General features: G+C 59.5%; 22 protein-coding genes. 12 read left to right on the top strand and 10 right to left on the bottom strand.

The genetic code is table 11. The annotated features are described in order from the left end of the window. Positions 1-115: 115 nt before the first annotated feature. The 3 genes from QIT27_RS05960 to QIT27_RS05950 form a co-directional block, all read right to left on the bottom strand. Positions 116-1,339, bottom strand: a complete 1,224-nt coding sequence (locus QIT27_RS05960; protein ID WP_159342458.1) for an ABC transporter substrate-binding protein — start codon at positions 1,337-1,339, stop codon at positions 116-118. A gap of 157 nt (positions 1,340-1,496) precedes the next feature. After that, positions 1,497-2,246: an ABC transporter ATP-binding protein gene (locus tag QIT27_RS05955; protein ID WP_285263187.1), complete on the bottom strand. Its 750-nt coding sequence runs from the start codon at positions 2,244-2,246 to the stop codon at positions 1,497-1,499. Beyond that, complete coding sequence (locus tag QIT27_RS05950; RefSeq protein WP_253016106.1) at positions 2,243-3,028, bottom strand: ABC transporter ATP-binding protein; 786 nt, start codon at positions 3,026-3,028, stop codon at positions 2,243-2,245. The genes QIT27_RS05955 and QIT27_RS05950 overlap by 4 nt, the downstream gene beginning before the upstream one ends. Positions 3,029-3,339: 311 nt before the next feature. On the opposite strand from QIT27_RS05950, the gene QIT27_RS05945 reads away from it, so the two are divergent. The 9 genes from QIT27_RS05945 to QIT27_RS05905 all read left to right on the top strand — a co-directional run bounded on the left by QIT27_RS05945 (position 3,340) and on the right by QIT27_RS05905 (position 13,732). Then, positions 3,340-3,744, top strand: a complete 405-nt coding sequence (locus tag QIT27_RS05945; RefSeq protein ID WP_139527310.1) for a MerR family transcriptional regulator — start codon at positions 3,340-3,342, stop codon at positions 3,742-3,744. Between the two features lie 56 nt (positions 3,745-3,800). Then, positions 3,801-4,970, top strand: coding sequence for an isovaleryl-CoA dehydrogenase (locus QIT27_RS05940; protein WP_253016104.1), 1,170 nt, complete (start codon positions 3,801-3,803; stop codon positions 4,968-4,970). Between the two features lie 22 nt (positions 4,971-4,992). Next, the gene (locus QIT27_RS05935; protein WP_159342462.1) at positions 4,993-6,600 is read left to right on the top strand and encodes a carboxyl transferase domain-containing protein; all 1,608 of its coding nucleotides are present in this window, start codon (positions 4,993-4,995) and stop codon (positions 6,598-6,600) included. Positions 6,601-6,612: 12 nt separating this feature from the next. Next, positions 6,613-7,437: an enoyl-CoA hydratase/isomerase family protein gene (locus tag QIT27_RS05930; protein ID WP_159342463.1), complete on the top strand. Its 825-nt coding sequence runs from the start codon at positions 6,613-6,615 to the stop codon at positions 7,435-7,437. Next, complete coding sequence (locus QIT27_RS05925) at positions 7,434-9,473, top strand: acetyl/propionyl/methylcrotonyl-CoA carboxylase subunit alpha (protein WP_285263186.1); 2,040 nt, start codon at positions 7,434-7,436, stop codon at positions 9,471-9,473. The genes QIT27_RS05930 and QIT27_RS05925 overlap by 4 nt, the downstream gene beginning before the upstream one ends. A gap of 10 nt (positions 9,474-9,483) precedes the next feature. Next, complete coding sequence (locus QIT27_RS05920) at positions 9,484-10,401, top strand: hydroxymethylglutaryl-CoA lyase (RefSeq protein WP_285263185.1); 918 nt, start codon at positions 9,484-9,486, stop codon at positions 10,399-10,401. A gap of 75 nt (positions 10,402-10,476) precedes the next feature. Beyond that, positions 10,477-12,177 (top strand): AMP-binding protein, encoded by a 1,701-nt coding sequence (locus tag QIT27_RS05915; RefSeq protein WP_285263184.1) that lies wholly within the window; start codon positions 10,477-10,479, stop codon positions 12,175-12,177. Positions 12,178-12,287: 110 nt separating this feature from the next. After that, positions 12,288-13,118: a class I SAM-dependent methyltransferase gene (locus tag QIT27_RS05910; RefSeq protein ID WP_285263183.1), complete on the top strand. Its 831-nt coding sequence runs from the start codon at positions 12,288-12,290 to the stop codon at positions 13,116-13,118. Between the two features lie 44 nt (positions 13,119-13,162). After that, the gene (locus tag QIT27_RS05905) at positions 13,163-13,732 is read left to right on the top strand and encodes a hypothetical protein (RefSeq protein ID WP_285263182.1); all 570 of its coding nucleotides are present in this window, start codon (positions 13,163-13,165) and stop codon (positions 13,730-13,732) included. Between the two features lies 1 nt (position 13,733). Here the strand turns inward: QIT27_RS05905 and QIT27_RS05900 are convergent, their stop codons facing one another. After that, positions 13,734-15,662, bottom strand: a complete 1,929-nt coding sequence (locus QIT27_RS05900) for a monovalent cation:proton antiporter-2 (CPA2) family protein (protein WP_285263181.1) — start codon at positions 15,660-15,662, stop codon at positions 13,734-13,736. Between the two features lie 93 nt (positions 15,663-15,755). On the opposite strand from QIT27_RS05900, the gene QIT27_RS05895 reads away from it, so the two are divergent. From QIT27_RS05895 to QIT27_RS05885, 3 genes are read left to right on the top strand one after another with little or no spacing between them, the layout of a single operon-like run. Continuing rightward, the gene (locus QIT27_RS05895) at positions 15,756-16,022 is read left to right on the top strand and encodes a Trp family transcriptional regulator (RefSeq protein WP_083026323.1); all 267 of its coding nucleotides are present in this window, start codon (positions 15,756-15,758) and stop codon (positions 16,020-16,022) included. Beyond that, positions 16,019-17,440 (top strand): anthranilate synthase component I family protein, encoded by a 1,422-nt coding sequence (locus QIT27_RS05890; RefSeq protein WP_253016090.1) that lies wholly within the window; start codon positions 16,019-16,021, stop codon positions 17,438-17,440. Before QIT27_RS05895 ends, QIT27_RS05890 begins: the two co-directional genes overlap by 4 nt. Then, the gene (locus QIT27_RS05885; protein ID WP_285263180.1) at positions 17,437-18,105 is read left to right on the top strand and encodes an anthranilate synthase component II; all 669 of its coding nucleotides are present in this window, start codon (positions 17,437-17,439) and stop codon (positions 18,103-18,105) included. Before QIT27_RS05890 ends, QIT27_RS05885 begins: the two co-directional genes overlap by 4 nt. A gap of 41 nt (positions 18,106-18,146) precedes the next feature. On the opposite strand, the gene QIT27_RS05880 is transcribed toward QIT27_RS05885, so the two are convergent. The 6 genes from QIT27_RS05880 to relA form a co-directional block, all read right to left on the bottom strand. Then, a complete protein-coding gene (locus tag QIT27_RS05880) occupies positions 18,147-18,458 on the bottom strand; it encodes a hypothetical protein (protein ID WP_253016086.1) in 312 nt (103 codons plus the stop codon). A gap of 109 nt (positions 18,459-18,567) precedes the next feature. After that, the gene (rluF, locus tag QIT27_RS05875) at positions 18,568-19,629 is read right to left on the bottom strand and encodes a 23S rRNA pseudouridine(2604) synthase RluF (RefSeq protein ID WP_285263179.1); all 1,062 of its coding nucleotides are present in this window, start codon (positions 19,627-19,629) and stop codon (positions 18,568-18,570) included. Positions 19,630-19,655: 26 nt separating this feature from the next. After that, entirely contained in the window at positions 19,656-20,201 is a 546-nt protein-coding gene (locus QIT27_RS05870; protein ID WP_285263178.1) for a DUF924 family protein, read from the bottom strand. Between the two features lie 75 nt (positions 20,202-20,276). Continuing rightward, positions 20,277-22,925, bottom strand: a complete 2,649-nt coding sequence (gene ppc / locus QIT27_RS05865; RefSeq protein WP_285263177.1) for a phosphoenolpyruvate carboxylase — start codon at positions 22,923-22,925, stop codon at positions 20,277-20,279. A 41-nt stretch (positions 22,926-22,966) separates the two neighbouring features. Further along, the gene (gene mazG / locus QIT27_RS05860) at positions 22,967-23,794 is read right to left on the bottom strand and encodes a nucleoside triphosphate pyrophosphohydrolase (RefSeq protein ID WP_285263176.1); all 828 of its coding nucleotides are present in this window, start codon (positions 23,792-23,794) and stop codon (positions 22,967-22,969) included. Next, positions 23,794-26,070 (bottom strand): GTP diphosphokinase, encoded by a 2,277-nt coding sequence (gene relA, locus QIT27_RS05855; RefSeq protein WP_253016077.1) that lies wholly within the window; start codon positions 26,068-26,070, stop codon positions 23,794-23,796. The genes mazG and relA overlap by 1 nt, the downstream gene beginning before the upstream one ends. Positions 26,071-26,112: the final 42 nt, after the last annotated feature.

The raw sequence follows: 26,112 nt of genomic DNA, 5'->3' as shown, positions 1-26,112 counted from the left end.
CCCAGCGGGCTGCCCCAGCGCGTTTATAGTGAATAACGCCTTTTCATCACGCCGTTACGGCTTGCTTGGCGGCGAACCAAGGCGGCCAACGCCCTGGCTCGCGGCGTTTGACCGCTCAGTTCTGAACCAGCGAGCACTGGCTTTCAGAGAGCGGACGATAGGCTTCTGCGGCGGGAATGGTGCTGAGGATCTCGTAGAGGTCCCACTCACCGGTAGACTCTTCCGGAGTTTTTACCTGGGCTAGGTACATGTCGTGAATCATGCGGCCATCTTCACGAATGCTGCCGTTACGGGCGAAGAAATCATTGATCGGCTCTTCGGCCATTTTGGCGCGCACAGTTTCAGGATCATCGGTGCCTGCGGCTTCCACGGCTTTCAGGTAGTGCATGGTGCTGGAGTAGATACCCGCTTGCACCATGGTGGGCATACGGCCGGTCTGTTCGAAGTAACGCTCGGACCACGCGCGCGACTCTTCGTCCATGTCCCAGTACCAGCCGGTCGTCAGCAGCAGCCCTTGGGTGGCTTCCAGGCCCAGCGCGTGTACGTCGTTGAGGAAGATCAGCAAGCCTGCTAATTGCTGGCCGCTTTGGGTCAGACCAAACTGGCTGGCGGTGGTAATCGCGTTGACCGTGTCGGCACCGGCGTTGGCAAGGCCCACAATTTTCGCGCCGGACCCTTGCGCCTGCAGGATATAGGAGGAGAAGTCGCTGGTGGGAAACGGGTGACGCACGCCCCCGACAATTTCACCGCCGTTGGCCTCGACCACGCTGGTCACGTCCGCTTCCAGCGCATGGCCGAAGGCGTAATCCGCAGTGAGTAGGAACCAGCTATCGCCGCCCTGCTCGACCACCGCTTTCGCGGTGCCGTTGGCGAGTGGATAGGTGTCATATACCCAGTGAATGTGGTTCGGGGTGCAGTGCTCATTGGTGATGCTGGACGCTGCGGAGCCGGAGACGATGCCCAGGCCGTCGTTTTCTTGCAGCACTTTGGTCACGGCGATAGAGACGGACGATGCTACCAAGCCGCCGACCATATCGACATTGCGCTGGTCGATCCACTCGCGCACGGTGTTGGCGCCTACGTCAGCGCTATTGCGGTCATCGGCGCTGAACACCACGATGGGTGAGCCGTTGACGCTGCCACCAAAATCGGCCACCGCCATTTCCATAGCGGTTTGACCGCCGGGGCCAGCCAGGTCGCGGTAGGTACCGGACATATCGGCCAAATAGCCAATACGCACTTCGCCATCGCTGATCTCGGCGTGGGCGGTCGAGATCGCCATGCTAGAGGCGGCGGCAACGGCGATGCTGGCAGCCAGCGTTTTTTTCATGAAAGTCATGTTCGTCTCCTGGCCCTGGGGGCCTTTGTTCTTATGATTCAGACAGTGATGATCCGAGCGGTGTCGGATCGGACGTTCGGTTAGTGCGTTTGCGAGTGGTGCAAGGCAGTGCGTTTGTTATTGTTCGAGACTTGCAGTTGATGTGGTTGTGCGTGATTTATACCCCCAGCATGCTGTTCAAGTGTTCACGCCGCGAGGGAAGCTGCGTGGCCGTGATCTCTTCGACGATTTGGCCGTGGTCCATCACGAAATGGCGGTCGGCCAGCGGCGCGGCAAAGCGGAAGTTCTGCTCTACCAGCACGATGGTCATGCCCCGCTCTTTGAGTTGGACCAGCACCTCGCCCAGTTTCTGCACGATGACCGGTGCCAGACCTTCGGTAATCTCATCCAGCAGCAGCAAGCGCGCGCCGGTGCGCAAAATGCGCGCCATGGCAAGCATCTGCTGCTCGCCGCCGGAAAGGCGCGTCCCCTGGCTTCGGCGACGCTCGTAGAGGTTCGGGAACATGGCGTAGATTTCGTCCAGACTCATACCGCCGGAGCGTACGGTAGGCGGCAGCAGCAGGTTTTCGTGGACGTCCAGGCTTGCAAAAATGCCGCGCTCCTCCGGGCAGTAGCCAATGCCCAACCGGGGAATATGGTGCGGCTTCATGCGCAGCGTTTCATTGCCATTGATGACGATTGACCCCGTACGCCGCCCCACCATGTTCATGATGGCTTTAAGCGTGGTGCTGCGGCCTGCGCCGTTGCGGCCCAGCAAAGTAACCAGCTCACCTCGCTTCACGTCGAAATTCACGCCGTGGAGAATGTGCGACTCGCCGTAGAAGGCGTGCAAATCCTGCACGCGCAGCATCTCTAAGCTTTGGTTTTCCGGGGCTTCTTGTGGGTCGAGGGCTTCAGCGGTGTTCATGCAGTGGCCTCCTCGGCGGCTTCACTACCCATATAGGCTTCACGTACTAGGGGGTTGCGGGAAACCGTATCGTAATCCCCCTCTGCCAGCACCGCGCCCCGCGCCAATACGGTAATGCGATCACATAGGCGGCTCACAACGCTCAAGTTGTGCTCGACCATCAACACCGTGCGGCCTTGGGAAACCCGTTTGATCAGCGCCACGATGCGGTCCACGTCTTCCGCGCCCATGCCTTGGGTGGGTTCGTCCAACAGCATCATACTGGGGTCTAGCGCTAGCGTGGTGGCGACTTCCAACGCGCGCTTGCGGCCATAGGGCATTTCAACGGTGAGCGTATCGGCGTATTCGCGCAGGCCCACTTCATCGAGCAGCGCCAGTGCGCGGTCGTTAAGGTGATCCAGCGACTTTTCCGATTTCCAGAAATGGAACGACGTACCCAACTGTCGCTGAAGGGCCACGCGCACGTTTTCCAACGCGGTCATATGGGCAAACACGGCTGAAATCTGAAACGAGCGCACCAACCCCAGCTGGGCAATCTCGTTGGATTTTCTGCTGGTGATGGATTGGCCGCGATACAGAATGTCGCCCCGCGTCGGGGGCAAAAATTTGGTCAACAGATTGAAAACGGTGGTTTTGCCCGCGCCGTTCGGGCCAATCAGCGCATGGATGTGCCCTTCCTGCACTTGGAGGTTTACGTTGTCTACGGCGGTGAAGCCGCGAAACTCTTTGGTCAGCCCTCGGGTTTCGAGCACTGGCCCTTTAGTCACTTCGTCTGCACGCATGAGGTAGGACGCCTCTTGTTGTTCTTGTACGGTGGGAAGCGAAACTCGTTAGCCAGCAACGCATCCTTACCTGAACGTAAGGTGTAGGTGCAAACTAGCAACCTCCCAGTGGGTATTACAATTACAACTTTGGTCTACGCACCATGCTGGCGCATCAAAAAGCACACCAACATTCATTATTTTTCAATACGTTAACCACATTCAACGCCGACTACTCCTTTGCAATCGCTGCTTTACGTTAACGTAAACTTGTTTTAGCCTCATGGTCAGTGTTCCATAGGGACATTCCCCTATCGACGAGAATAACGAACATGAGCAAAACCTACTCGATCAGTGAGCTGGCCAGTGAGTTCGATGTCACCACGCGTAGCATCCGTTTTTACGAAGACCAAGAGCTCCTACACCCTACCCGGCGGGGTCAGACACGCATCTACAGCAGTAAAGATCGCGTACGGCTGAAGCTAACGCTCCGCGGTAAACGCCTGGGGTTTTCGCTGGCAGAAATTCGCGAGCTGTTCGAACTGTGGGACGAAACCCGCAGCGGCAGTGAAAAGCAGCTTCATCTCATGTTGAGCAAGATCAGCGAGCGTAAAGCGGCGTTAGAGCAGCAGATGAAAGACATCACGATGGTGCAACTAGAGCTTGAAAGCGCAGAGATTCGCTGCCGCCAAGCGCTAGAAGAGTTGAACGAGAAGCACCCGGCCACCTCGAAATAGCCGCTTTCGCCACTTTTCTAAACCACAGACCATGAATAACGACAAGGTGAGTGACCATGTTTTCCCACTATTCAGAACTCAATTTCGGCCTCGACGATGAGCTCAACATGCTGCGCGAGCAGGTCAACGCTTTTGCCGCCAGTGAAATCGCCCCCCGCGCCGCCGAGATCGACCATAACAACGAATTCCCCAGCGATCTGTGGAAGAAATTTGGTGACATGGGTCTGCTAGGCATCACCGTGCCTGACGAGGATGGCGGTAGCGGCATGGGTTACCTGGCTCACTGCATCGCCATGGAAGAGATCTCCCGTGCCAGCGCATCGGTGGGCCTCTCTTACGGCGCGCACTCGAACCTGTGCGTCAACCAGCTCAAGATCAACGCCTCCGCCGAGCAAAAGGCCAAGTACTTGCCCAAGCTGATCAGCGGTGACCACGTGGGCGCGCTGGCGATGTCAGAGCCAGGTGCCGGTTCCGACGTGGTCTCCATGCAGCTGCGCGCGAAAGAGGATGGCGACCACTACGTGCTCAACGGCAATAAGATGTGGATCACCAACGGCCCGGATGCCGATGTGCTGGTGGTGTACGCCAAAACCGACCCGGATGCAGGCTCCAAAGGCATCACCGCCTTCATCATCGAAAAAGGCATGCCCGGCTTCTCCACCGCCCAGAAGCTCGACAAACTGGGCATGCGGGGCTCCAACACCTGCGAGCTGGTTTTTCAGGATTGCCGCGTGCCCGCCGAGAACGTGCTGGGCGAAGTAGGCAAAGGCGTTCGCGTCTTGATGAGCGGCTTGGATTACGAGCGCGCCGTCCTGGCCGCAGGCCCTATCGGCATCATGCAAGCCGCCATGGACATCGTCATTCCTTACATCCATGAGCGTAAGCAGTTCAATCAATCCATCGGTGAGTTCCAGCTGGTGCAGGGCAAAGTGGCGGATATGTACACCACCCTGAATGCCTGCCGCGCCTACCTCTACGCGGTGGCCGGCGCCTGCGACCGGGGCCAAACCTCCCGGAAGGATGCCGCTGGCGTCATTCTTTATTGCGCTGAAAAAGCCACCCAAGTCGCTCTAGATGCGATTCAGCTATTGGGCGGTAACGGGTATATCAACGAGTACCCCACCGGCCGCCTGCTGCGCGACGCCAAACTGTATGAGATTGGTGCCGGCACGAGCGAAATTCGTCGGATGCTGATTGGCCGCGAACTGTTTACCGAAAGTCTTTAACAATAATGACCGGGGCCTGGCTATGAGCACACTCTCGACACAGATCAACCCGCGCAGCGATGCGTTTCAAGCCAACGACGCCGCCATGCGCGGCGAAGTCCGACAACTGCGTGAGCTGACCGCCGCCATCGCTCAGGGAGGCGGCGAAAAAGCCCGCGCTCGCCATGAGAGCCGTGGCAAGCTGTTCGTGCGTGACCGAATCGACCACCTGATCGACGAAGGCTCGCCGTTTTTGGAATTTTCTGCGCTGGCCGCTCACCACGTTTACGACAGCGACGTACCCGCCGCTGGCGTGGTGACCGGCATTGGCCGCGTCTCGGGCGTCGAGTGCGTCATCGTGGCCAACGACGCCACGGTCAAAGGCGGCACCTACTTTCCCCTGACGGTCAAAAAACACCTGCGCGCGCAAGAGATCGCCCGCAAGCACCGCTTGCCGTGTATCTATCTGGTCGATTCTGGCGGTGCCTTTCTGCCCCGCCAGGACGAAGTCTTCCCCGACCGCGACCACTTCGGGCGTATTTTCTACAACCAGGCCACGATGTCCGCTGAAGGCATCCCGCAAATCGCCGTGGTGATGGGCTCCTGTACCGCAGGCGGTGCGTACGTGCCTGCCATGGCGGACGAGTCGATCATCGTCAAAGAACAAGGCACGATTTTCCTGGGCGGGCCGCCGCTGGTGAAAGCCGCCACGGGGGAGAGCATCAGCGCGGAAGACCTGGGCGGTGCGGACGTTCACGCCAAAAAGAGCGGCGTAGCCGACCACTACGCCGAAAACGACGCTCATGCGCTGCAGCTTGCCCGCGCCTGCGTGTCGCGGCTGAACTGGCAAAAGCGTGGCCAGCTGGCCATGCAGCCGCCTAGGCCGCCCAAACTCGACCCGTCTGAGCTTTACGGCATCGTCGGCACCGACCTGAAAAAGCCCTATGACGTGCGCGAAGTGATTGGCCGCATCGTCGATGGCTCCGACTTTGACGAGTTCAAACGCTACTACGGCGACACGCTGGTGACCGGCTTTGCTCACATCCACGGCTACCCGGTGGGGATCGTGGCCAACAACGGCGTGCTGTTTTCGGAGAGCGCGGTAAAAGGTGCGCACTTTATCGAGCTATGCGCCCAGCGCAAAATCCCGCTGGTGTTCCTGCAGAACATCACTGGCTTCATGGTCGGCTCCAAGTACGAGCACGAAGGCATCGCCAAGCACGGTGCCAAGCTCGTCACCGCCGTGGCCTGCGCCAACGTGCCGAAATACACCGTGCTGATTGGCGGCAGCTTCGGCGCAGGTAACTACGGCATGTGTGGCCGCGCTTACGACCCCAACCTGCTGTTCATGTGGCCCAACGCGCGTATTTCGGTGATGGGCGGCGAACAGGCGGCGGGTGTCCTTTCCCAAGTAAAACGCGAGCAGTACGAGCGCGAAGGCCGAGAATGGAGCAAAGAGGACGAAGAAGCCTTCAAAAAGCCCACCCGCGACCAGTACGAGCATCAGGGCCATCCCTACTACGCCAGCGCCCGCCTGTGGGACGACGGCGTGATCGACCCGCTACAAACTCGCGACGTGCTGGGGCTTTCACTGGCCGCTGCGATGAATGCAGAAGTCAAAGAGACACGCTTCGGCGTGTTCCGGATGTAAGGGGCGAACCTCATGGCTTACTCAACACTGGTGATTGAAGCAGGCGTGGCGCGGCTCACCTTGAACCGCCCAGAGGTGCATAACGCCTTTGACGATAGCCTGATTGCCGAACTCAACGCGCACCTGGAAAAGCTGCACGACTTGGCAAGTGCAGGCGACGTTCGGGTGGTGGTGCTCGGCTCCGAAGGCAAAAGCTTCTCCGCAGGTGCTGACTTGAACTGGATGAAGCGCATGGTCGAATACGACCTGGAAGACAACCTCGCCGATTCCCGCAAGCTGTCCGCTCTCATGCACGGCCTGGACACGCTGCCCTGCCCGACCATCTGCCGCGTACAGGGGGCGGCGTTCGGCGGCGCGGTGGGCTTGGCCGCCTGCTGCGATATCGTCATCGCCTCCGAAAAGGCCAAGTTTTGCCTGTCGGAAGTCAATATTGGCCTGTCGCCTGCGGTGATCAGCCCCTACGTTCAGCGCGCCCTTGGCCAGCGTCAGATGCGCCGATACGCGCTGAGTGCCGAGGTCATGGACGCGCCTACCGCACTCGTCCTGGGGTTGGCCCACCACGTGGTGGAACCCGAAGCCCTGGATAGCGCAGTGGATACGATGATCGACACACTGATGAAAGGCTCCCCCCAAGCACAGCGAGCAACGAAAGCCTTGCTTGCCGACGTGGCCCAAGCCCCGGATAGCGACGCCACCCGCGAGCACACCTGCCAGGTGATTGCCAAGCTGCGGGTAAGCGAAGAGGGCCAAGAGGGTTTAGCCAGCTTTTTTGACAAGCGTCGCCCCGCCTGGACCTCTCCTGAAGAACACAATAACGCTGCGGAGCCACGCTCATGACGTTTACCCCAACTAAATTCGATACGCTACTGGTGGCCAACCGCGGCGAAATCGCCTGCCGCGTGATGCGCACCGCCCGCCGCATGGGCTTAAAAACCGTGGCGGTTTACTCCGACGCCGACGCTACTGCCCGCCACGTGCGTGACGCCGACGAGGCCGTGCGCCTCGGCCCCGCCGCCGCTCGGGAAAGCTACTTGAACATTGACGCGGTGATTGAGGCCGCCCAACGCACCGGCACCGGCGCGATTCACCCCGGCTACGGCTTCTTGTCCGAGAACGGCACCTTCGTCAAAGCCCTAGAGCAAGCGGGCATTACCTTCGTTGGCCCGCCCGCTTCTGCCATTGCCGCCATGGGCGACAAGTCTGCCGCCAAAGCGCGCATGGCGAATGCGGGTGTGCCGCTGGTGCCCGGCTACCACGGCGACGACCAAGGCGATGCCCTGCTGCGTTCCGAAGCCGATAAGATCGGCTACCCCGTCATGCTAAAAGCCAGTGCCGGTGGCGGTGGTAAAGGCATGCGCGTCGTCGAGAGCGGCGACGGTTTCAAAGCCGCACTGGACGGCTGCCGCCGGGAGTCTAAAGCCGCGTTTGGCGATGACCGCATGCTGATCGAGAAGTATCTGGTACAGCCCCGCCATGTGGAAGTGCAGGTATTCTGCGACCGCTACGGCAACGGCGTGTACCTGTTCGAGCGGGACTGCAGCGTGCAGCGCCGCCATCAGAAAGTCATCGAAGAAGCCCCTGCCCCCGGCATAACGCCTGAACTGCGCGCCGCCATGGGTGATGCCGCCGTTCGCGCCGCCAAAGAGATCGGCTACGTGGGCGCGGGCACGGTGGAATTTTTGCTAGACGCCGACGGATCGTTCTACTTCATGGAGATGAACACCCGCCTGCAGGTGGAGCATCCCGTGACCGAGATGATTACCGGCCAAGATCTGGTGGAATGGCAGCTAAGAGTCGCCATGGGCGAGCCGCTGCCCTGCCGCCAGGACGAGCTAACCATTACCGGCCACAGTTTCGAAGCGCGCATTTACGCCGAAGACCCGGAGCAGGACTTCTTGCCCGCCACCGGTCTGCTCACTCGCTTCGCGCTGGACTTGGAAGGCGCAGGGCTAGGCGCGGATCAAGTACGCCTAGACAGCGGCGTAGAGAGCGGCGATACGGTGTCGATGCACTACGACCCGATGCTTGCCAAGCTGATTGTGCATGGCGTTGACCGCGACGCGGCGCTAGCCACCCTCAACCGGGCGCTGGCGGCGCTGGATGTGCAGGGCGTAGTCACCAACCGCGCCTTCTTGCAGCGCTTAGCCAATCACCCAGGCTTTAAGAACGTTGAGCTGGATACTCGCTTTATCGAGCGCAACGAAGCCACCCTGTTTGCTCCGCGTCAGTTTTCTATAGAAGACTATGCCAGCGCCGCGCTAATTGGTTTGCATCAATTAGCCCAGGAGTGCGAAAGCGACTCCCCCTGGGACCGCCACGACGGTTTCCGGCTCAACGCCCCGCACACCATCCGCATTGCGCTGTGCGACCCGGCAAGCGCCCAAGCCCCGGATAGCGACCGCGCGGTCGTGGTGGTCGAAGGCAAACGCGAGCCCCTGGATGCTCAGTGGCAACTCACCATCGACGGCAGCACGCTGAGCGCCAGCCTACAGCCGCTGGAAGGCGACGCCGTTGCCGTCACGCTCAATGGCCACCGCCGCCGCCTACAGGCGTATAGAGATGGTCATGTAGTGGTGATGGCCGAACCCAGCGGTGAAACCCGCCTTTTCTGGCGGCGTATCGACGCCATCGACCACGGCCACCACGAAGCGGAATCTACTCTCACCGCGCCGATGAACGGCACGGTAGTGGCGCTGCTAGTGGAACCGGGTGCTCAGGTTGAAAAAGGCATGCCGCTGATGGTGATGGAAGCCATGAAGATGGAGCACACCATGACCGCCCCTACCGATGGTAGCGTAGAGACGTTCCACTTCCAGGCAGGCGATACGGTCAGCCAGGGCGCTGTGCTGCTCGACTTTGCCCCCAGCGAATAGGAGCACCACTATGGCACTGCCTACATCTATCAAGCTATTTGAAATGGCCCCCCGCGACGGGCTGCAGAACGAGCCGGGCACCCTGGTGCCCACCGCCACCAAAATCGAGCTGATCGAGCGGCTGGCAAATGCGGGCATTCGCCATATCGAAGCGGCCAGCTTTGTCTCACCCAAGTGGGTGCCGCAAATGGGCGATGCCGCTGAAGTGATGCGCGGCATTCAGCGCCAGCACGGCGTGGTGTATTCCGCGCTGACGCCAAACCTAAAGGGGTTGGAAAGCGCCCTGGAGGCGGGAGTTGAGGAAGTCGCGGTATTCGGTGCGGCATCGGAAGCGTTCTCCCAGAAGAACATCAACTGCTCGATTGCCGAGTCGCTGGCGCGCTTTGAGCCGGTGCTTGCCCGCGCCAACGAGGCAGGCATGCGGGTGCGGGGCTATGTCTCCTGCGTGCTGGGCTGCCCTTATGAGGGGGATATCGCCCCCCATAAAGTAGCGGATGTCGCCAAGGCGCTGTATGAGATGGGCTGCTATGAAGTCTCGCTGGGCGACACCATTGGCGTGGGTACGCCGCTGGCCGCTAAGCGGATGATCGAAGCCACTCGCCAGCAGGTGCCGATTGAGAGACTGGCCGCTCACTTCCACGACACGTACGGCATGGCGATTGCCAACCTGTACGCCGTGTTGGAAGAAGGCGTGAGCGTGATCGATGCCGCCACGGCAGGCCTGGGTGGCTGCCCCTATGCCAAGGGCGCATCGGGCAATGTGGCTACCGAAGACGTGCTCTATTTACTGGAAGGACTGGGCATTGATACCGGCATCGACCTGCAGGCAGTGATCGATACCGGCGACTGGATCACTCAACAGCTTGGCCGCAAACCCAGTGCCAAGGTGGCCCTCGCCAAAGGGTGTGCCCAAAGCAGCACAGCATAACGCCACCCGAAAATCCTAATAATTAAAAATGCGTCACTTCCCGTTCAGATAAGAAAAAGACATCGGAGACTCACCATGGCATTACCTGCAACCTTGCCCAGCTACACCAGCAGCACCGCAGAAAAGCCGCTGTTGGGCATGACCATTGGCGATAAATTCGACCAAATTGCCGCTCAGTACCCGGATAACGACGCGCTGATAGCGCTTCACCAGAATATTCACTGGAGCTACCGCGAGCTTCAGCAGGAAGTGAACCGCTGCGCCCGCGCCCTGCTCGCTATTGGTGTACGAAAAGGCGACCGCGTGGGTATTTGGGCGCCCAACTGCAGCGAATGGACGTTGACCCAGTTTGCCACCGCCAAAATTGGCGCAATCCTGGTGAACATCAACCCCTCTTACCGAACCCACGAGCTGGAGTACGCGCTGAACCAGTCCGGCGCGCGCTTTTTAGTCACCGCCAACCAATTCAAAAGCTCCGACTACACGGCGATGCTGTTCGAGCTGGCGCCAGAGCTCAACAGCTGTGCGGAAGGCCAACTACAATCACAGAAACTGCCGAACCTTGAGTGCATCATTAACCTAAGCGCCGACAAGCACAGCGGCATGTGGCGCTGGGCAGACTTCATCGCCGAAGCCGACAAGGTTAGCCAAACCGACGTGGACGACCTACAGGCCACACTGCAGTTCGACGACCCGATCAATATCCAGTACACCTCCGGCACCACCGGCTTTCCCAAGGGGGCCACGCTCTCTCACCACAACATTCTCAATAACGGCTTTTTCGTGGCCGAAAGCATGGGCTTTACCAGCGAAGACCGCTTGGTGATTCCCGTACCGCTCTACCACTGCTTTGGCATGGTGATGGGTAACCTGGGCTGCGTGACCCACGGCGCGGCGATGATCTACCCAGATGAAGGCTTCGACCCCGGCAAAGTGCTGAAAGCCGTTCATGAGCAGAAAGCCACTGCGTTGTATGGTGTTCCTACCATGTTCATCGCCGAGCTTGAGCACCCTGACTTCGCCAGCACCGATTTTTCGACGCTACGCACCGGCATTATGGCGGGCTCCATTTGCCCTGCTGAAATCATGAAGCAGGTCATCAACAAGATGAACATGAAGGGCGTGCAAATCGCCTACGGCATGACCGAAACCAGCCCGGTCTCTACGCAAACCGGCGCGAACGACACCATTGAAAAGCGCGTTTCCACCGTGGGCCGCACCCAGCCCCACCTGGAGAGCAAGATCGTCGACCCTGGCAACGGCGGCATTCTACCCCGTGGCGAAATCGGCGAGCTGTGCACCCGTGGGTACAGCGTGATGCTGAAGTATTGGAACAACGACAAAGCCACTGCTGAGGCCATCGACGAAGCGGGCTGGATGCACACTGGCGACTTGGCCACCATGGATGACGAGGGCTACATCCAGATCGTCGGGCGCATCAAAGACATGGTGATTCGCGGCGGCGAAAACGTCTACCCAAAAGAGATCGAAGAGTTCTTGTACGCCCACCCAGCGGTTTCCGAAGTACAGGTCACCGGCGTGCCGGACAAAAAGTACGGCGAAGAGCTGATCGCCTGGGTGAAGCTCAACAACACGGCGGGCGAGATTACCGGCGACGACCTGCGCGACTACTGCAAAGGCAAAATCACCCATTTCAAGATCCCGCGCTACTTCAAGTTCGTGGATGAGTTCCCGATGACAGTCACCGGCAAAATCCAGAAATTCAAAATGCGCGAAATCTCGATTAAAGAGCTGGGGCTGGAAGACCAAACGTAAAAGGGATCGAAGCTGTTACAACGGTCAACTGTCGATCAGAACAACCCGTAGCGGAGGCTTTCGCCAGGGTTGTTCTGATCCTGAGACGTTAGCCCCAACCGAGGCTCCCCATGCCCACTTCCCTCGCCCATCACTACCATCAAGCGCTGCGCGACCAGGATATACTTAACCAACTGCGCACCCACTACCCCGATGGCCCCACGCTGCATCAATTAGCACAGCTCGACCAGCTGCATATCGGTGGCATTGCCGCATCCGCAAGGCTGTTGGGCTTGCTCGACCCCAAATCCCAGCACGCGCTGGATATAGGCGCTGGGCTGGGCGGGCTGATGCGACAAGGTGCCGCGCAAGGTTTTCATATAACCGGGCTGGATATTACCCACCGCTTTAGCGCGCTGAACCAAGCCATTAGCCGGTTGGTGCTAGGCCATCACACTGCTAAAGCCCACCATGGCAAGCTGCGCTGTGTGACGGGAGATGCCTGCGCACTGCCGTTTAGTGATGCCAGCTTCGATGCCGTGCTGTTCCAACACAGCCTGATGAATATGCCCGACCCTGCACGCGTACTGGCCGAGTGCCGCCGCGTGCTGCGACCTGGCGGCCAGTTGGTGATGCATGAAGTCGTTGGCGGGCTACACAGCGAAGCGTTGCGATTTCCGGTGCCCTGGGCCGAAGGACCAACGCACTCGCACTTGCTCTCGTTATCCCAGCTGACCCAACGCCTTGAAGCGAGCGGTTTTAACCTTCAGCACTGCAAAGACTGGAGCCACACCGCGCTTGAATGGCGCACGCGCCAGCGGCAAAAAGAGCAGGCACCGCGTACCGCCGTCCTCTCACCTCAGTGGGTATTCGGTGAGCGTTTTATGCAGATGGGAAAAAATTTGCTGGAAAATTTGGCGAATGGCGCAATTCACGTGGTGGAAATCAGCGCTCGTTGCTAGGCTGATGAAGATAACGTCAACGAGAAAGGACAAGAGGAACGCCAATGAACCGCTTGGCAAGCACCCTGCTGTTGAGCCTGTTCGGCACTGCCCTTCCTTTGAGTGCAACCTTTGCCGATGACGGCGCTCCCATTCTCTCCTATGCCGCTCCCGATAGCGAATGGATGCGCCTTGATAACGGCGTGGTGCTGGAAGGCAGCGACCTCAGCAGCCTAGATAGCTACACCTCCGGCTTTCGTCTCACCGCTGGCTTCAGCCCTTGGCAGCTACCGCAGTTAGATATTGGCGCTGAAATTGCCTACCGCGAAAGCGAAGAAGTGCCCATCGCTTCCAGCGTCAACCCGATGATTATGGACACCTTGAGCCTTGGCGGTGCCATTGTGGCGGGTATTCGTATGGGCGCGTTTAGCATCTACGCCAAATCGGGCCTGACCGAATGGCGAGGTGACACCGACCAGCCGATTGCCGAGGATAGCGGCACCGCCCTACTGCAAGGGTTTGGTGCCACCATGACCGTCAATCGATTGATCAGCCGATTAGAGTACGAACGTATTGATGCGCCGTCGCTCAGCCACCTCAATATGCTCAGCGCCTCGCTACATTTGCCGTTTTAAGCTACGAACGCTGCTCTGCGGGGCCTCTGTTAAGTGTCTGCGGCTCGCTCTCTGGAGCGGGAGCCGTCCATACCGGCACTTCCTCTTGTTGCGGTGCCTGCCAGTCTTGATGCATCGCGGTATTCAGCGCTTCTTCCAGCTTCATGAATAGTTCGCCGTAACGCGGGCTGAAGTTGATGCCTTCGTCGATTTCCTTCCAGGCCTCGAACAGCTCGTCGGCATGGGCTTCTTCGTTTTGTACGAACGCCCAGGTCATCTGTTTAGCGCGCATAGGATGAACGCCCATGGCGGTGAGTGCATGGCCACCGAGTTCTAGCGCCGAATGGTAGGTTTCGCTGATCACGTCGTCGGCTCCTGCCTCGCGAAGCTGGTAGCCGTGGCCCCGGTCAAAGGCGCGGGCCAGCACCCACACATTGGGGTAGAACTGTTTGACGTGCTTGACGATACCCACCGCACGCTCACGGTCGTCGATGGCGACCACCAGCAGACGAGCGTGCTCGATACCGGCGGTTTCCAGCAAATCGGAGCGGCTAGCGTCGCCAAAGTAGCTTTTAATGCGAATGTTACGCAGGTTCTCGATCTGCTCGATCTCGTGATCCAGCGCCACGATGGGAATGTTATTGGCCCGCAGCAGGCGGCAAATAATCTGCCCAAAACGGCCGACCCCCGCCACGATGACCGGTGCCTGCTCTTCGATGGTATCGGCTTCGCGAGCGTCATTCTTGGCGGTTTGGTAGCGCGGCAGCACCAGCTTGTCGTAAGCAATGAACAGCAGCGGTGTAAGGAACATCGACAGCGCCACCACCAGCGAGAGCACCTGGGAGAGTTCCACCGGAATCACGCTGTTCTGCACACTATAGGTCAGCAGGACGAAGCCAAACTCCCCCGCTTGGGCAAGACTTAGGGTGAACAGCCAGCCATTACTGCCGTGTACCTTGAACAGCAGCGCCAGCACCAGCAAAATGGCCGCTTTCACAACGATGACGGCCAAGCCCAGGCCTAGCACCGTCACCCAATCCGCCGCTAGCACGTCAAAGTTGATGCCTGCGCCCACGGTGATGAAGAACAACCCCAGCAGCAGCCCCTTGAATGGCTCGATATTGGCCTCGATCTCGTGCTTGAACTCGCTGTTGGCCAATACGATACCGGCCAAAAACGCCCCCAAGGCGGGCGATAGGTTCACCAAGCTCATCAAGGCGGCAATGCCGATCACCAGCATCAGCGCCGAGGCGGTAAACACTTCCCGTAGGCCGGAGCCAATCACGTAACGGAACAGCAGCGGCCCTAAATAGTAGCCGCCCACAATTACGCTGCCGATGGCGGCCACCACTACCAGCGCGTGTGCCCAGGCAGGCAGATGCGCCACTAGGCTTAGCGCCGCGTGACCATGGTCGTCACTGGCAGCGCCCATTAATTCCGGCAGTGCCAGTAGCGGGATGAGCGCCAGCATAGGAATGACGGCGATATCTTGAAACAGCAGCACCGAAAAGGCGCTGCGTCCGCCTTCGGTTTTGGAAAGCCCCTTCTCACTCAGGGTTTGCAGCACGATGGCGGTGGATGAGAGCGCGAAAATCAGCCCCACCGCCAGGGCGGTTTGCCAAACGAGCCCCAGCCACCAGGCAATGGCAGCGCCTGCCGCTGCGGTCAGCACCACCTGCAAACCACCTAGGCCCAGCAGCCGCACCCGCATGGCCCATAAGCCTTTGGGGTCTAGCTCCATGCCCACCAAAAACAGCATCATCACCACGCCAAATTCAGCAAAGTGCTGAATCGTGGTCGTCTCCTGGCCGACCAGCCCCAGCACGGGGCCAATCACCACACCGGCGACCAAATAACCCAACACCGACCCCAGCCCGAAGCGCTTGGCCAGCGGCACGGCTATCACCGCCGCCACTAAATAGATGAATGCTTGAATAAAATAGCCGGTCATGGCGACTCCTTAACCTCACTGCGACTTGACTTCCCTGAGCAATCCGTTAACGTACTAGTACGCTAGTACATGACCAAATCACTCGGTGGCACGATGTCCTTACACGATACGTTTCAAGCTGACCTGGTGCGCCACCTGCTTGCGATCGACACGCCCGATGCAATGGACGAAGCACTGGCCAGCCTGCTTACGCCAGCAGAGTATCAAGAAATCAGCAAACGCCTACAGATTTTTAAGCTGCTGCGCGAGGGCGTCCCTCACCGCAAAATTGCCGAAACCCTAGGCGTGGGTATTGCGACCGTGTCACGCGGATCACGCGCGCTGACGATGTTAGCCTCTTCACGGAATGATCACTTATGAGCACCACCGATACGGCCGCTGCGGCAGGCCCCCAGCCGTTCACCCTGCCCCGCAAGCCCCATTACGTTACCCTGGCGGCAGACTGCGACTTCTTTGCTCTGTTTCAAAAAATCGAGCGGCGCTTCGATACCTGCTACATGCTGGAGTCGCTGGGCGAAGATAGCCACATGGCGCGCCACTCGATCATTGGTTTCGACCCTGAGTACACGCTCTATGCCAATGGCAACACGCTAACTATCGAAAGCCGCGACGGCGAGGCCAACCACTACCCCAGCGATAACCCCTACGAGCTGCTACGCAGCCTGATTCCGCAAAACATTATCTCGCGCAAGTACGCGGGCGGATTAAGCGGCTATTTAGGTTACGACGCCATGCAGTACTTCGAGCCGTCGCTGACGCTGAAAGCCAGCGACGACTTCGATACGTTCCGCTTTGGGCTGTACAAAGATGGCCTGATCCTCGACAAGATGACCGGGGAAGTCACCTACTTCTACTACGACAATAGCCGTTACGCGTTTCTACAGACGCTGATCGACGCCGACGACGAGCCCGCAGGCGCGCTGCACATTACTGCGCTGGGCGACACCATGAGCAAAGCCGAGCACGCCGAAGCGGTCGCCAAGGTGAAGCAGGACATCATCGACGGCAAAGTTTTTCAGTGCGAAGTGGGCTTTAAAAAGCGCTTTCGCATTCAGGGCGACACGCTGGCGCTTTACGACCAGCTGCGTACCATCAACCCCTCGCCGCAGATGTACTACGTGAAGTTTGGCGAACAGAAGCTGATTGGTGCCAGCCCCGAGCTGCTGTTCCGCCTGCGCCAGGGCGAGATGGAGACGTTTCCACTGGCGGGCACCACCCTGCGCGGCCAAACGCCCCAGGAGGATACCCAGCTTGCCCGCGCGCTGCTCAACGACCCCAAAGAGATCGCCGAGCACAACATGATCGTGGACCTGCACCGCAACGATATTGGCCGAGTAGCCCAGTTCGGTACGGTCAAAGTACGCAGCCTGATGGATATCAAGCGCTTCAGCCACGTTCAGCATATCTCTAGTGAGATCGTCGGCATCATTGCCGAAGGCGAAGACATGTTCACCGCGCTGGCCAGCAACTTCCCCGCGGGCACGCTAACCGGCGCACCCAAGATTGAAGCGATGAAAATCATCGATGACTTGGAAACCGACGGCCGCGGCCCCTACGGCGGCGCGGTGGGTCAGTTCTCCTTCAACGGCGACTGCACCTTTGCGATCCCCATCCGTACGGTGTTTGTTAACGGCGAGCGCGCCTACGTACAAACCTGTGGCGGCAACGTTTACGACAGCAACGCCGAAGATGAGTACGAAGAGATTCGCCGCAAGTTTGCCGGCACCCGCAAGGCCTTGGCCCCCTTTATGGATACGGAAACGGAGAGCCCCGCATGAAGGTGCTGATCATCGATAACTACGACTCCTTCACCTATAACCTCTACCAGTTTATTGGTGAGATTCTGACCACGGAGAAGAATCGCGGCGGGCTGCCCCATTTCGAGATCGTGGTAAAGCGCAACAATCAGATCGACTTCAAAGCCATCGAAGCCATGGCGCCGGATCGCATTATTATCTCGCCTGGCCCCGGCTCGCCGGATGACCCGCGCTACTTTGGCGTATGCGCTGAAGTGATCAAGAAGCTGGGCAAAACCACGCCGCTGCTGGGCGTTTGTTTAGGCATGCAGGGCATCGTGCACGTGTTTGGGGGCAAGGTGGTCAAAGCGCCGCTGCCGATGCACGGCAAAATCAGCCCCATTCATCACAATAACCAATCGGTCTTCAATGGCGTACCCGACCAGCTGGAGGTGATGCGCTACCACTCTCTGATTGCTGATGCGGCGACGCTGCCAGAGTGCCTGGAAGTGACCGCCACGGTAGGTGCACTCACCGCCGACAGCTTTGCCGAGCGCAGCCGCTGGCAGGCAGCGGGTGAGTTTGAGCTGATGGGCGTGAAGCACCGTGACTACCCGATTCACGGCATTCAGTTTCACCCGGAGTCGTTTGCCACGGAGGGCGGCAAAGAGCTGATTGCCAACTTCCTGTTTTCAAATCGTGACTAACGCACCCACTGGACGGGCACCCACCGGTGCCCGTCCTTGTTTTACCGCCCTTTGCCCTCATCGCCCAGCGTAAACGAGGGCGGGTCGCTGGCGGGAAAAGTGTCGTCGGCGGCCTCGTCCAGGTCGCTTTCTGACCACACCGTTTCGGTGTTATCCGCCGTATACGCTATAAAATCCTTTAATAGACACCACTGCCCCTGACTTTTGGCCAACGATTCCGGCTTTATCCAAAAGTGTTGTCCGGTGGGGGTGCGTATTTCGACATGTTGTCGCTCGCTGATGCTGACTACCTGCCCAACGAGCAAGCCGTGGTGATCAACGATTTTAGCGTCTTTCAAGGTATCGTCTGCCATCCTAGCGTCCTCTTCGCATTCCTGAACCCTCTTCAACGTAGTGGCTCGATGGGAACGACGGCAAGCCGCTCGGACAACTTTAGCTTTTAGCAAGCCAACCGCGGGGCGATTAACGCTTTCCCCGTGCGCGGGGTGGCTTGCCAACGGCAGGCTTACCGCTTGGGCGGCCACCCTTCCCTGAGCCCTTACCCGCCCCCTTCGCCACCGGATTGCCGCTGGGTTTACCGCCGGGCCTGCCCTTACCTTTCGCAGCCGGTTTGCCAGTGGGCTTTCCTTTGGCACTCGGTTTACCGGGCACGGCCCCTTTGGCCTTGGCGTCTTTACGTGTTTTGTTACCCGCTTTGGCGCCGGGGGAAGCGCGCTTGGACACCGTTTTTTGCTCCTTCGCGCTACTCCTACCGCCGCTGTAGTTGGGCCTGGCGGGCTTTTTCTTCTCCGGCGCGGGCGAGGCGTCCGAGGTTTCGGTGAGCGCGATGATCGTATCGATCTCTTTAGGGGTAAGATCGCGCCAATCCCCCAGCGCCAGCCCTTTCAGCGAGACGTTCATGATGCGGGTGCGCACTAGCTGGGTGACTTCATAGCCAAAGTATTCGCACATACGGCGAATTTGGCGGTTGAGCCCCTGCACTAACGTGATATTGAACACAAAGGTGGACTCTTTGACCACCTGACACTTCTTGGTCATCTGCCCCAAAATCGGCACGCCGCCCTGCATACCGGCAATGAATTCGTCGGTGATCGGCTTATCCACCGTTACCACGTACTCTTTCTCGTGGTTGTTGTTGGCGCGTAGGATCTTGTTGACCAAGTCGCCGTTGTTGGTGAGAAAGATCAGCCCCTGGGAGTCTTTATCCAAGCGGCCAATGGGGAAAATACGCGTGCCGTGCTTCACAAACTCAACGATGTTGTCTTTTTCCGCCGACTCCGTGGTGCTCACGATGCCTACCGGCTTATTCAGCGCGATGAGAACGAGATCCTCCTCTTCCTGCGGCTCGATCTCCTGGCCGTTGACCTTTACTCGATCCCCCGCGACCACCTGATCGCCGGTGGTTGCCCGGCGGCCGTTGATCCACACATTGCCCTGCTCGACGAAGCGGTCCGCCTCCCGGCGGGAGCAGAGGCCGCTTTCGCTGATGTATTTATTGATACGGGTAGATTTTCGTAACGACATAAAACGCCATGTAGCCTAAATAAACGTTAAAAAGAGGAGCCGGGCTGCTTGAGGAATTCGAACTCTTCCGTAGTCGAGGGTCTTCCCAACACCGCATTGCGGTGCGGGTAGCGCCCGAAGCGGTCAATAATCGCCTTGTGGCGTTTCTCGAATTCAAGATTGCTCTCCAGTCCCGGCTGATCGAAGAGCCGCATCGCAACGGTATGAATAGCCGCCGACTCGCTGTGCATATAGGGCATATAGAGAAAGCTGCGTTCTACCGCCGACAGCGACTGGTCGGCTCCGCTGGCCACCGCTTCCTGGGCCAGCGCTAACGCCAGCGTGTCGTTGGCAAACGCACGGGCATCGTCGCGGTAGATATTACGAGAGAACTGATCCAGCACAATCACTTCCGCCAGCCGCCCGCGAGCCGAACGACGCCATTCGAAACACTCGCACGCTGCGGCACCCATCAGCACATCACTGAATCGCTCGGCAATCTGCCGATCCATCTCAGCGTCTTTTTTGAACCACTGTGCGGGCGTCAGCTCCTGAAACCAGAAGGCCAACACGGCCTGGGCATCTGCCGTCATGTTTTGACTCCAACACTGGACGTAAAGAAAAGCGCCGCCACCCATCGGTAGCGGCGCTGGTGGGCTGTCTTCAGCTTAGCCGGTGTTACGCAGACCGGCCGCAATCCCTGCCATGGTGACCATCAGTGCGCGGGAAAGATCTGGGCTAATCGCCCCATCAGCATCCCGGTTACGCTGCAACAGCTCGGCTTGCAGGCCGTGCAGTGGGTCGATGTAAGGGTTGCGCACGTCAATCGCCTGACGAATCAATGGCGTGTTCTCCAGCAGTTTCTCCTGCTGAAGAATATCTAACACCACGTCTTCCAACCGCTCGAAGCGTTCGCGGAGCTTTTTGCCCAGCGCTTTCAGCGACGGCTCGTCCACCAAGCGGTGCTCATAGTAGGCGGCAATCGCCACGTCTGCTTTGGCCAGCAGCATCTCTAACATATCAAGATAGGTGCCAAAGAACGGCCACTGGGTGCGCATCTCTTGCAGCACTTCGCGGCCGCCGGGCTGCTCCAGGCGGCGGGAGAAGGCTTCGCCGCTGCCAAGCCATGCAGGCAGCATTAGGCGGATCTGCGTCCAGGCGAAAATCCAGGGAATCGCCCGCAGGGTTTCCACGCCGCCATCCTGACGGCGCTTAGTGGGCCGCGAGCCAAGCGGCAATCGGCCCAGCGCCCCTTCCGGCGTCACCGCACGGAAGTAAGGTACGAAGTCGGGGTCTTCCCTTACCACGCCTACATAAGCACCGTGGGCGACTTTGGCCAGTTGATCCATCTCTTCGCGCCAGTGGGGTTCCGGCGCGGGCGGTGGCAATAGCGTGGCCTCCAGCACCGCACAGGCGTAGATCTCCATGGAGCGCAGCGCGATATCCGGCTGGCCGAACTTGAAGCGAATCATCTCGCCCTGCTCGGTCACCCGCAGGCTGCCGTTCACGGAGCCCGGCGGCTGAGACAGAATCGCCGCGTGAGCCGGGCCGCCACCACGGCCCACGGTACCGCCACGACCGTGGAACAGCGTCAGGTCAACGCCATGCTTCTCGCAAACGTTCACCAACGCTTCCTGGGCGCGATACTGTGCCCAAGCAGCGGCGAGCTGACCGGCATCTTTGGCGGAGTCGGAGTAGCCAATCATTACTTCTTGACGGTCTTTCGCCAGAGCACGGTAGCCCGGCAGAGCCAGCAGCTGATCGATCACATCGCCCGCGTGATCCAGGTCGTTGAGGGTTTCGAACAGCGGCGCGATGGGCAGTGTTACTTGCCCGCCCACTTCTTTCATCAGCAGCGCCACGGTGAGCACATCAGAGGGCTCGGCGGCCATGGAGATAATGTAAGTACCCAGCGCTTCCGCATGCTCCTGGGCGATCACCTTGAACGTGTCGATGACTTCCCGGGACTCCGCCGAACACTCCCAGCGGCGAGGAATCAGGGGGCGACGGGACTCAATCTCTGCGAGCAAAAACTCCTGACGCTGGGTTTCGCTCCACTCTTGGTAATGACCTAGCCCCAGGGAGCTGGTGAGTTCTTCCATTACTTGGGCGTGGCGGCTGGCTTCCTGGCGAAGGTCGAGCTTGGTCAGCGTGACGCCGAACACGGCCACGCGGCGCAGCGTGTCCAGCAGCGCACCGTTGGCTATAGTATCCAGCCCCACATCGCACAGCGAGCGGTAGCAGGCCAGCAGCGGCGCGTAGAGCTGGTCGCGGGTTTCGATGATCGGCCCGCCGTCGTAGTTGCGGCCATCCAACTGCGCTTTCGCCCAGTCCCGGGTGGCTTCCATTTTGGTCAGCAGCCGCTTGAGCAGTTCGCGGTAGGGCTCCGCCACATCGCCCACTTCGGCTTTGAGGGCGCTGTTGGCTTTCCACATGGAGAGCTCGGTTTTGAGCTGCTCTAAATCGCGCAGGTAGAGATCCGCTGCCATCCAGCGGCCCAGCAGCAGCACTTCCTGGGTGACTTTGGCGGTGACATTCGGGTTGCCGTCGCGGTCGCCGCCCATCCAGGAGGCGTAGCGAATCGGCGCGGCGTCCAGCGGCAGGCGCTCGCCTGCAGTGTCCAGCAGCAGGTTATCCAAGTCGCGGTGGAAATCCGGCACCGCTTGCCACAGCGAGTTCTCGATGACGGCAAAGCCCCACTTGGCTTCGTCTACCGGCGTGGGACGTTCGTGGCGAATCTCGTCGGTGTGCCACGCTTGGCTGATCAGCTCTTCCAAGCGGCCTTGGGCGCGGGCGCCGCGTTCGGGGTAATCTTCCGAGCTTTCGATGGCGGTCAAGCACTCATCGATGGCGTCGTACTTCTGAATCAGCGTGCGGCGGATGACTTCGGTGGGATGCGCGGTCAGCACCAGCTCGACGCGCATGTTGGCCAGCGTTTCCACCAGTTTGCGCGGTGAATTACCCGCTTGCTGGGCGCGTCCCAGCAGCTCTCCAAGTGCGGGCTGCGAGCCGGGTTTGTAGTCCTCTACCCGACGAAACCGCGCCCGGTAGTGCTGCTCGGCGATGTTAGCCAAATTTAAAAACTGGTTAAAAGCTCGGGTAACGGGCAACAGATCGCGTTCCGGCAGCTGACGCAGGTATTCGATGAGCTGGCGCTGCTGCAGGGAGTCACCTTGGCGACCGCGCTTGGCGTGGGCACGAATGGTTTCAATCTTATCGACAAACGACTGGCCTAAATCATCGGCGATGGTTCGCCCTAGACTGTCGCCCAGAATACGCACGTTATCGCGCAGTGATTCGTGTAGATCATGACTCATTGGCGTGGCCTCCTTGCGGGGTCGCGTTGATGGTTTTGAAATTAGCGTTGTTCTTGGGCTTTCGCGGCTTGCCAGTGGCCTTCCATCTCATCCAGCGAGGCCTCGTTTAACGGGCGCTCGGCATCGGCAAGCGCGCGTTCGACATAGCGAAAGCGGCGCTCGAATTTTGCGTTGGTGCTGCGTAGGCACTGCTCGGGGTCGGCGCCTAGCGTGCGGGCTAAATTAGTGACGGCAAACAGCAGGTCGCCTACCTCTTCCTGGGCGTGCTGACGATCCCCCGCCGTCAGCGCCTCTTCGACCTCCTCCAGCTCCTCGCGAATTTTGGCCAGCACGCCTTCGTCATCGGGCCAATCAAAGCCAACCCGGGCGGCGCGTTTGGAGAGCTTCGCGGCGCGGCTTAACGCAGGCAGCGTGCGGGGCACGTCGTCCAGTACCGACGGCGCTTGGGTGGCTCGTTCGGCGCGCTCGTCGGCCTTTAGCGCTTCCCAGCGGCTATTCACCTGCTGGGTTTTGACCTCGTCGGCACTCACGCCGGGCGGGCGGCGGGAAGCCAGTGTGCCGTCTGGGAACACATGGGGATGACGTCGCAGCATTTTGGCGGTCAGCGTATCGACGATATCGTGAAAGTCGAAGCGCTGCTCTTCTGCGCCAAACTGGGCGTAATAGACCACTTGAAACAGCAGGTCGCCCAGCTCGCCGGGCAGCTCCTCAAAAGCGCGACGCTCGATAGCGTCAGCCACTTCGTACGCCTCTTCCAGGGTATGGGGCACGATGCTGTCCCAATCCTGTTGGATATCCCACGGGCAGCCCTGCTCTCGGTCGCGCAATACGGACATCAGGCTGAGCAAATCATCCAGGGTATGGCGCATCAGGCCCCTCCTTTGCGGGCACTTTTTTCAGGGTCGGCGTTACGCAGGCGGCGCACTTCGGTCACGTTAGGTAGCTGCTGGATACGTGAGAACAGCCTGCCGAGGGATTCCAGGCCGTCCACCTCCAGGGTAATCCGCAGTCGGGCGATGCCTTCATCGGTATCCGTGAGCGTGTTGACCGCCAACACGTTGACCTTTTCGTTGCCCAGCAGGCCCGTGACATCGCGTAGCAGGCCCGAGCGATCCCAGGCTTGAATCTCGATGGTCACCGGGTAGCGGGTGTGCGCCCGCTCGCCCCACTCCACTTCGATAATGCGCTGGGGCTCTTCCATGCGCAATTGGAGAATGTTGGTGCAGTCCTGGCGGTGCACGGTCACGCCACGCCCTTGGGTAATAAAGCCGACAATCGGCTCGCCGGGCACCGGGCGGCAGCAATTCGCCATGCTGGTTTTCAGGTTGCCCACCCCAAGCACGGTAATGTCGCTTTGGGTGGCCTTGCTGGGCTGGCGCCGAGGCTTGGCCAGCAGGCGGTCCAGCTGCTCCTGGTCGTCGGTTTCCCCAAACAGTTGCTGGGCTTGATGCAGCACTTGACCAATGCGCAGGTCCCCGGCACCCAGCGCCGCGTACATATCGTCGGCGTTTTGGTAGTTGACGGCTTTGGCGAGCTTGGGCAGGTCCAGCCCTTCCACATCCAGGCGGCGCATTTCACGCTCGAAAAGCGCTCGGCCTTCGTCCAGGTTCTGGTCGCGGGCCTGATGTTTGAACCACGCTTGAATCTTGGCCCGCGCCCGGGAGGTGCGCACGTAACCCAAACTGGGGTTGAGCCAGTCGCGGCTGGGGCCGCCTTTGGTAGCGGTGAGAATCTCGATCTGCTGGCCGGTTTTCAGCTTGTAGGTCAGTGGTACGATGCGACCATTGACTTTGGCCCCTCGGCAGCGATGGCCAATTTCGGTGTGCACCCGGTAAGCAAAATCGATGGGCGTGGCGATACGCGGCAGGTCGATGACATGCCCATCGGGCGTAAAGACGTAGATACGGTCGGGGGCGACATCGCTGGAGAGGCCTTCGCGTAAATCGCCAAAGCCGCCCACTTCGTCCTGCCACTCCAACACTTGGCGCAGCCAGGCGATTTTTTCTTCATAGCTGCGGCTTTTGGCGTTGGTGTCGTGGCCTTTGTAGCGCCAGTGGGCGCATACCCCAAGCTCGGCTTCATCGTGCATGGAGAAGGTGCGAATCTGAATTTCCAGCACCTTGTTCTCCGGTCCCATCACGGCGGTGTGCAGCGATTGATAGCCGTTCTTTTTGGGATTGGCGATGTAGTCATCAAACTCGTTGGGCACGTGGTGCCAGCGGGAGTGAACGATCCCCAATACGGTGTAGCAGTCGGTCACTTCCGGCACCAGAATACGCACGGCGCGCACATCGTGAACCTGGGAAAAATCGATTCGCTTGCGCTTCATTTTGCGCCAGATGGAGTAGATATGCTTGGCTCGCCCACTCACGTCGTAGCGGTGAATATGCTGAGCTTCCATCAAGCCTTTGAGCGTTTCGACCACGTCGTGAATGTAGCGGTCGCGATCCAAGCGCTTCTCGGCCAACAGTTTGGCGATGGCTTTGTAATCTTCTTCGTGCAAGTAACGGAAAGAGAGGTCTTCCAGCTCCCATTTGATTTGGCCGATGCCGAGGCGGTGCGCCAGCGGCGCGTAGATATCGGCTACTTCTCTGGCCACCTGCAGGCATTTCTCACGAGGAGCGTCTTTGACTTGGCGCAGCGCGCAGGTGCGCTCGGCGATTTTGATCAGCGCGACACGCACGTCGCCGACCATGTTCACCAGCATTTTGCGCAGGTTCTCCTGCTGGTTGTGCTGGCTCATGCCATGGTTAGGTGCCAATGGGTAGCTGATGGCGGCCATTTGCAGCACACCATCAATGAGCTTGGCGACTTCATCTCCAAAGCGCTTGCTGACGCCTTCCAAGCTCAACAGCCCTTCCCGCACGGCGCGGTAGAGCACGGCGGCCTCCAGCGTCGACTGGTCGAGCTTGAGATCGGCGAGAATATCCGCCATCTCGAGGCCCATGCGGAAGCTAGACCCCGGCGACAGCCACACCCGATGGGTGCGGGGCGCTTCTCGCTCTAACTGCTCGGCCAACTCGCAGGCCTGCATCAAGCGCTCGGGGTCGCGTAGGCGCACATCGTCCTGAAGGCGCGTTAACCATTGTTGTATGTCCACCTTCCCGCTTTCTGTCAGCGGCTGGTCTTCACGCACTTTCACCATGACTATGACTCATCCTTTCTGGGTGGTGGCCTCCACTCCGCC

This window comes from Halomonas sp. LC1, assembly GCF_030247125.1.
Classification (GTDB): Bacteria; Pseudomonadota; Gammaproteobacteria; order Pseudomonadales; family Halomonadaceae; genus Vreelandella.
The sequence above is the reverse complement of the archived record's forward strand: the minus strand, read 5'-3'. Positions and strand labels throughout refer to the sequence as shown.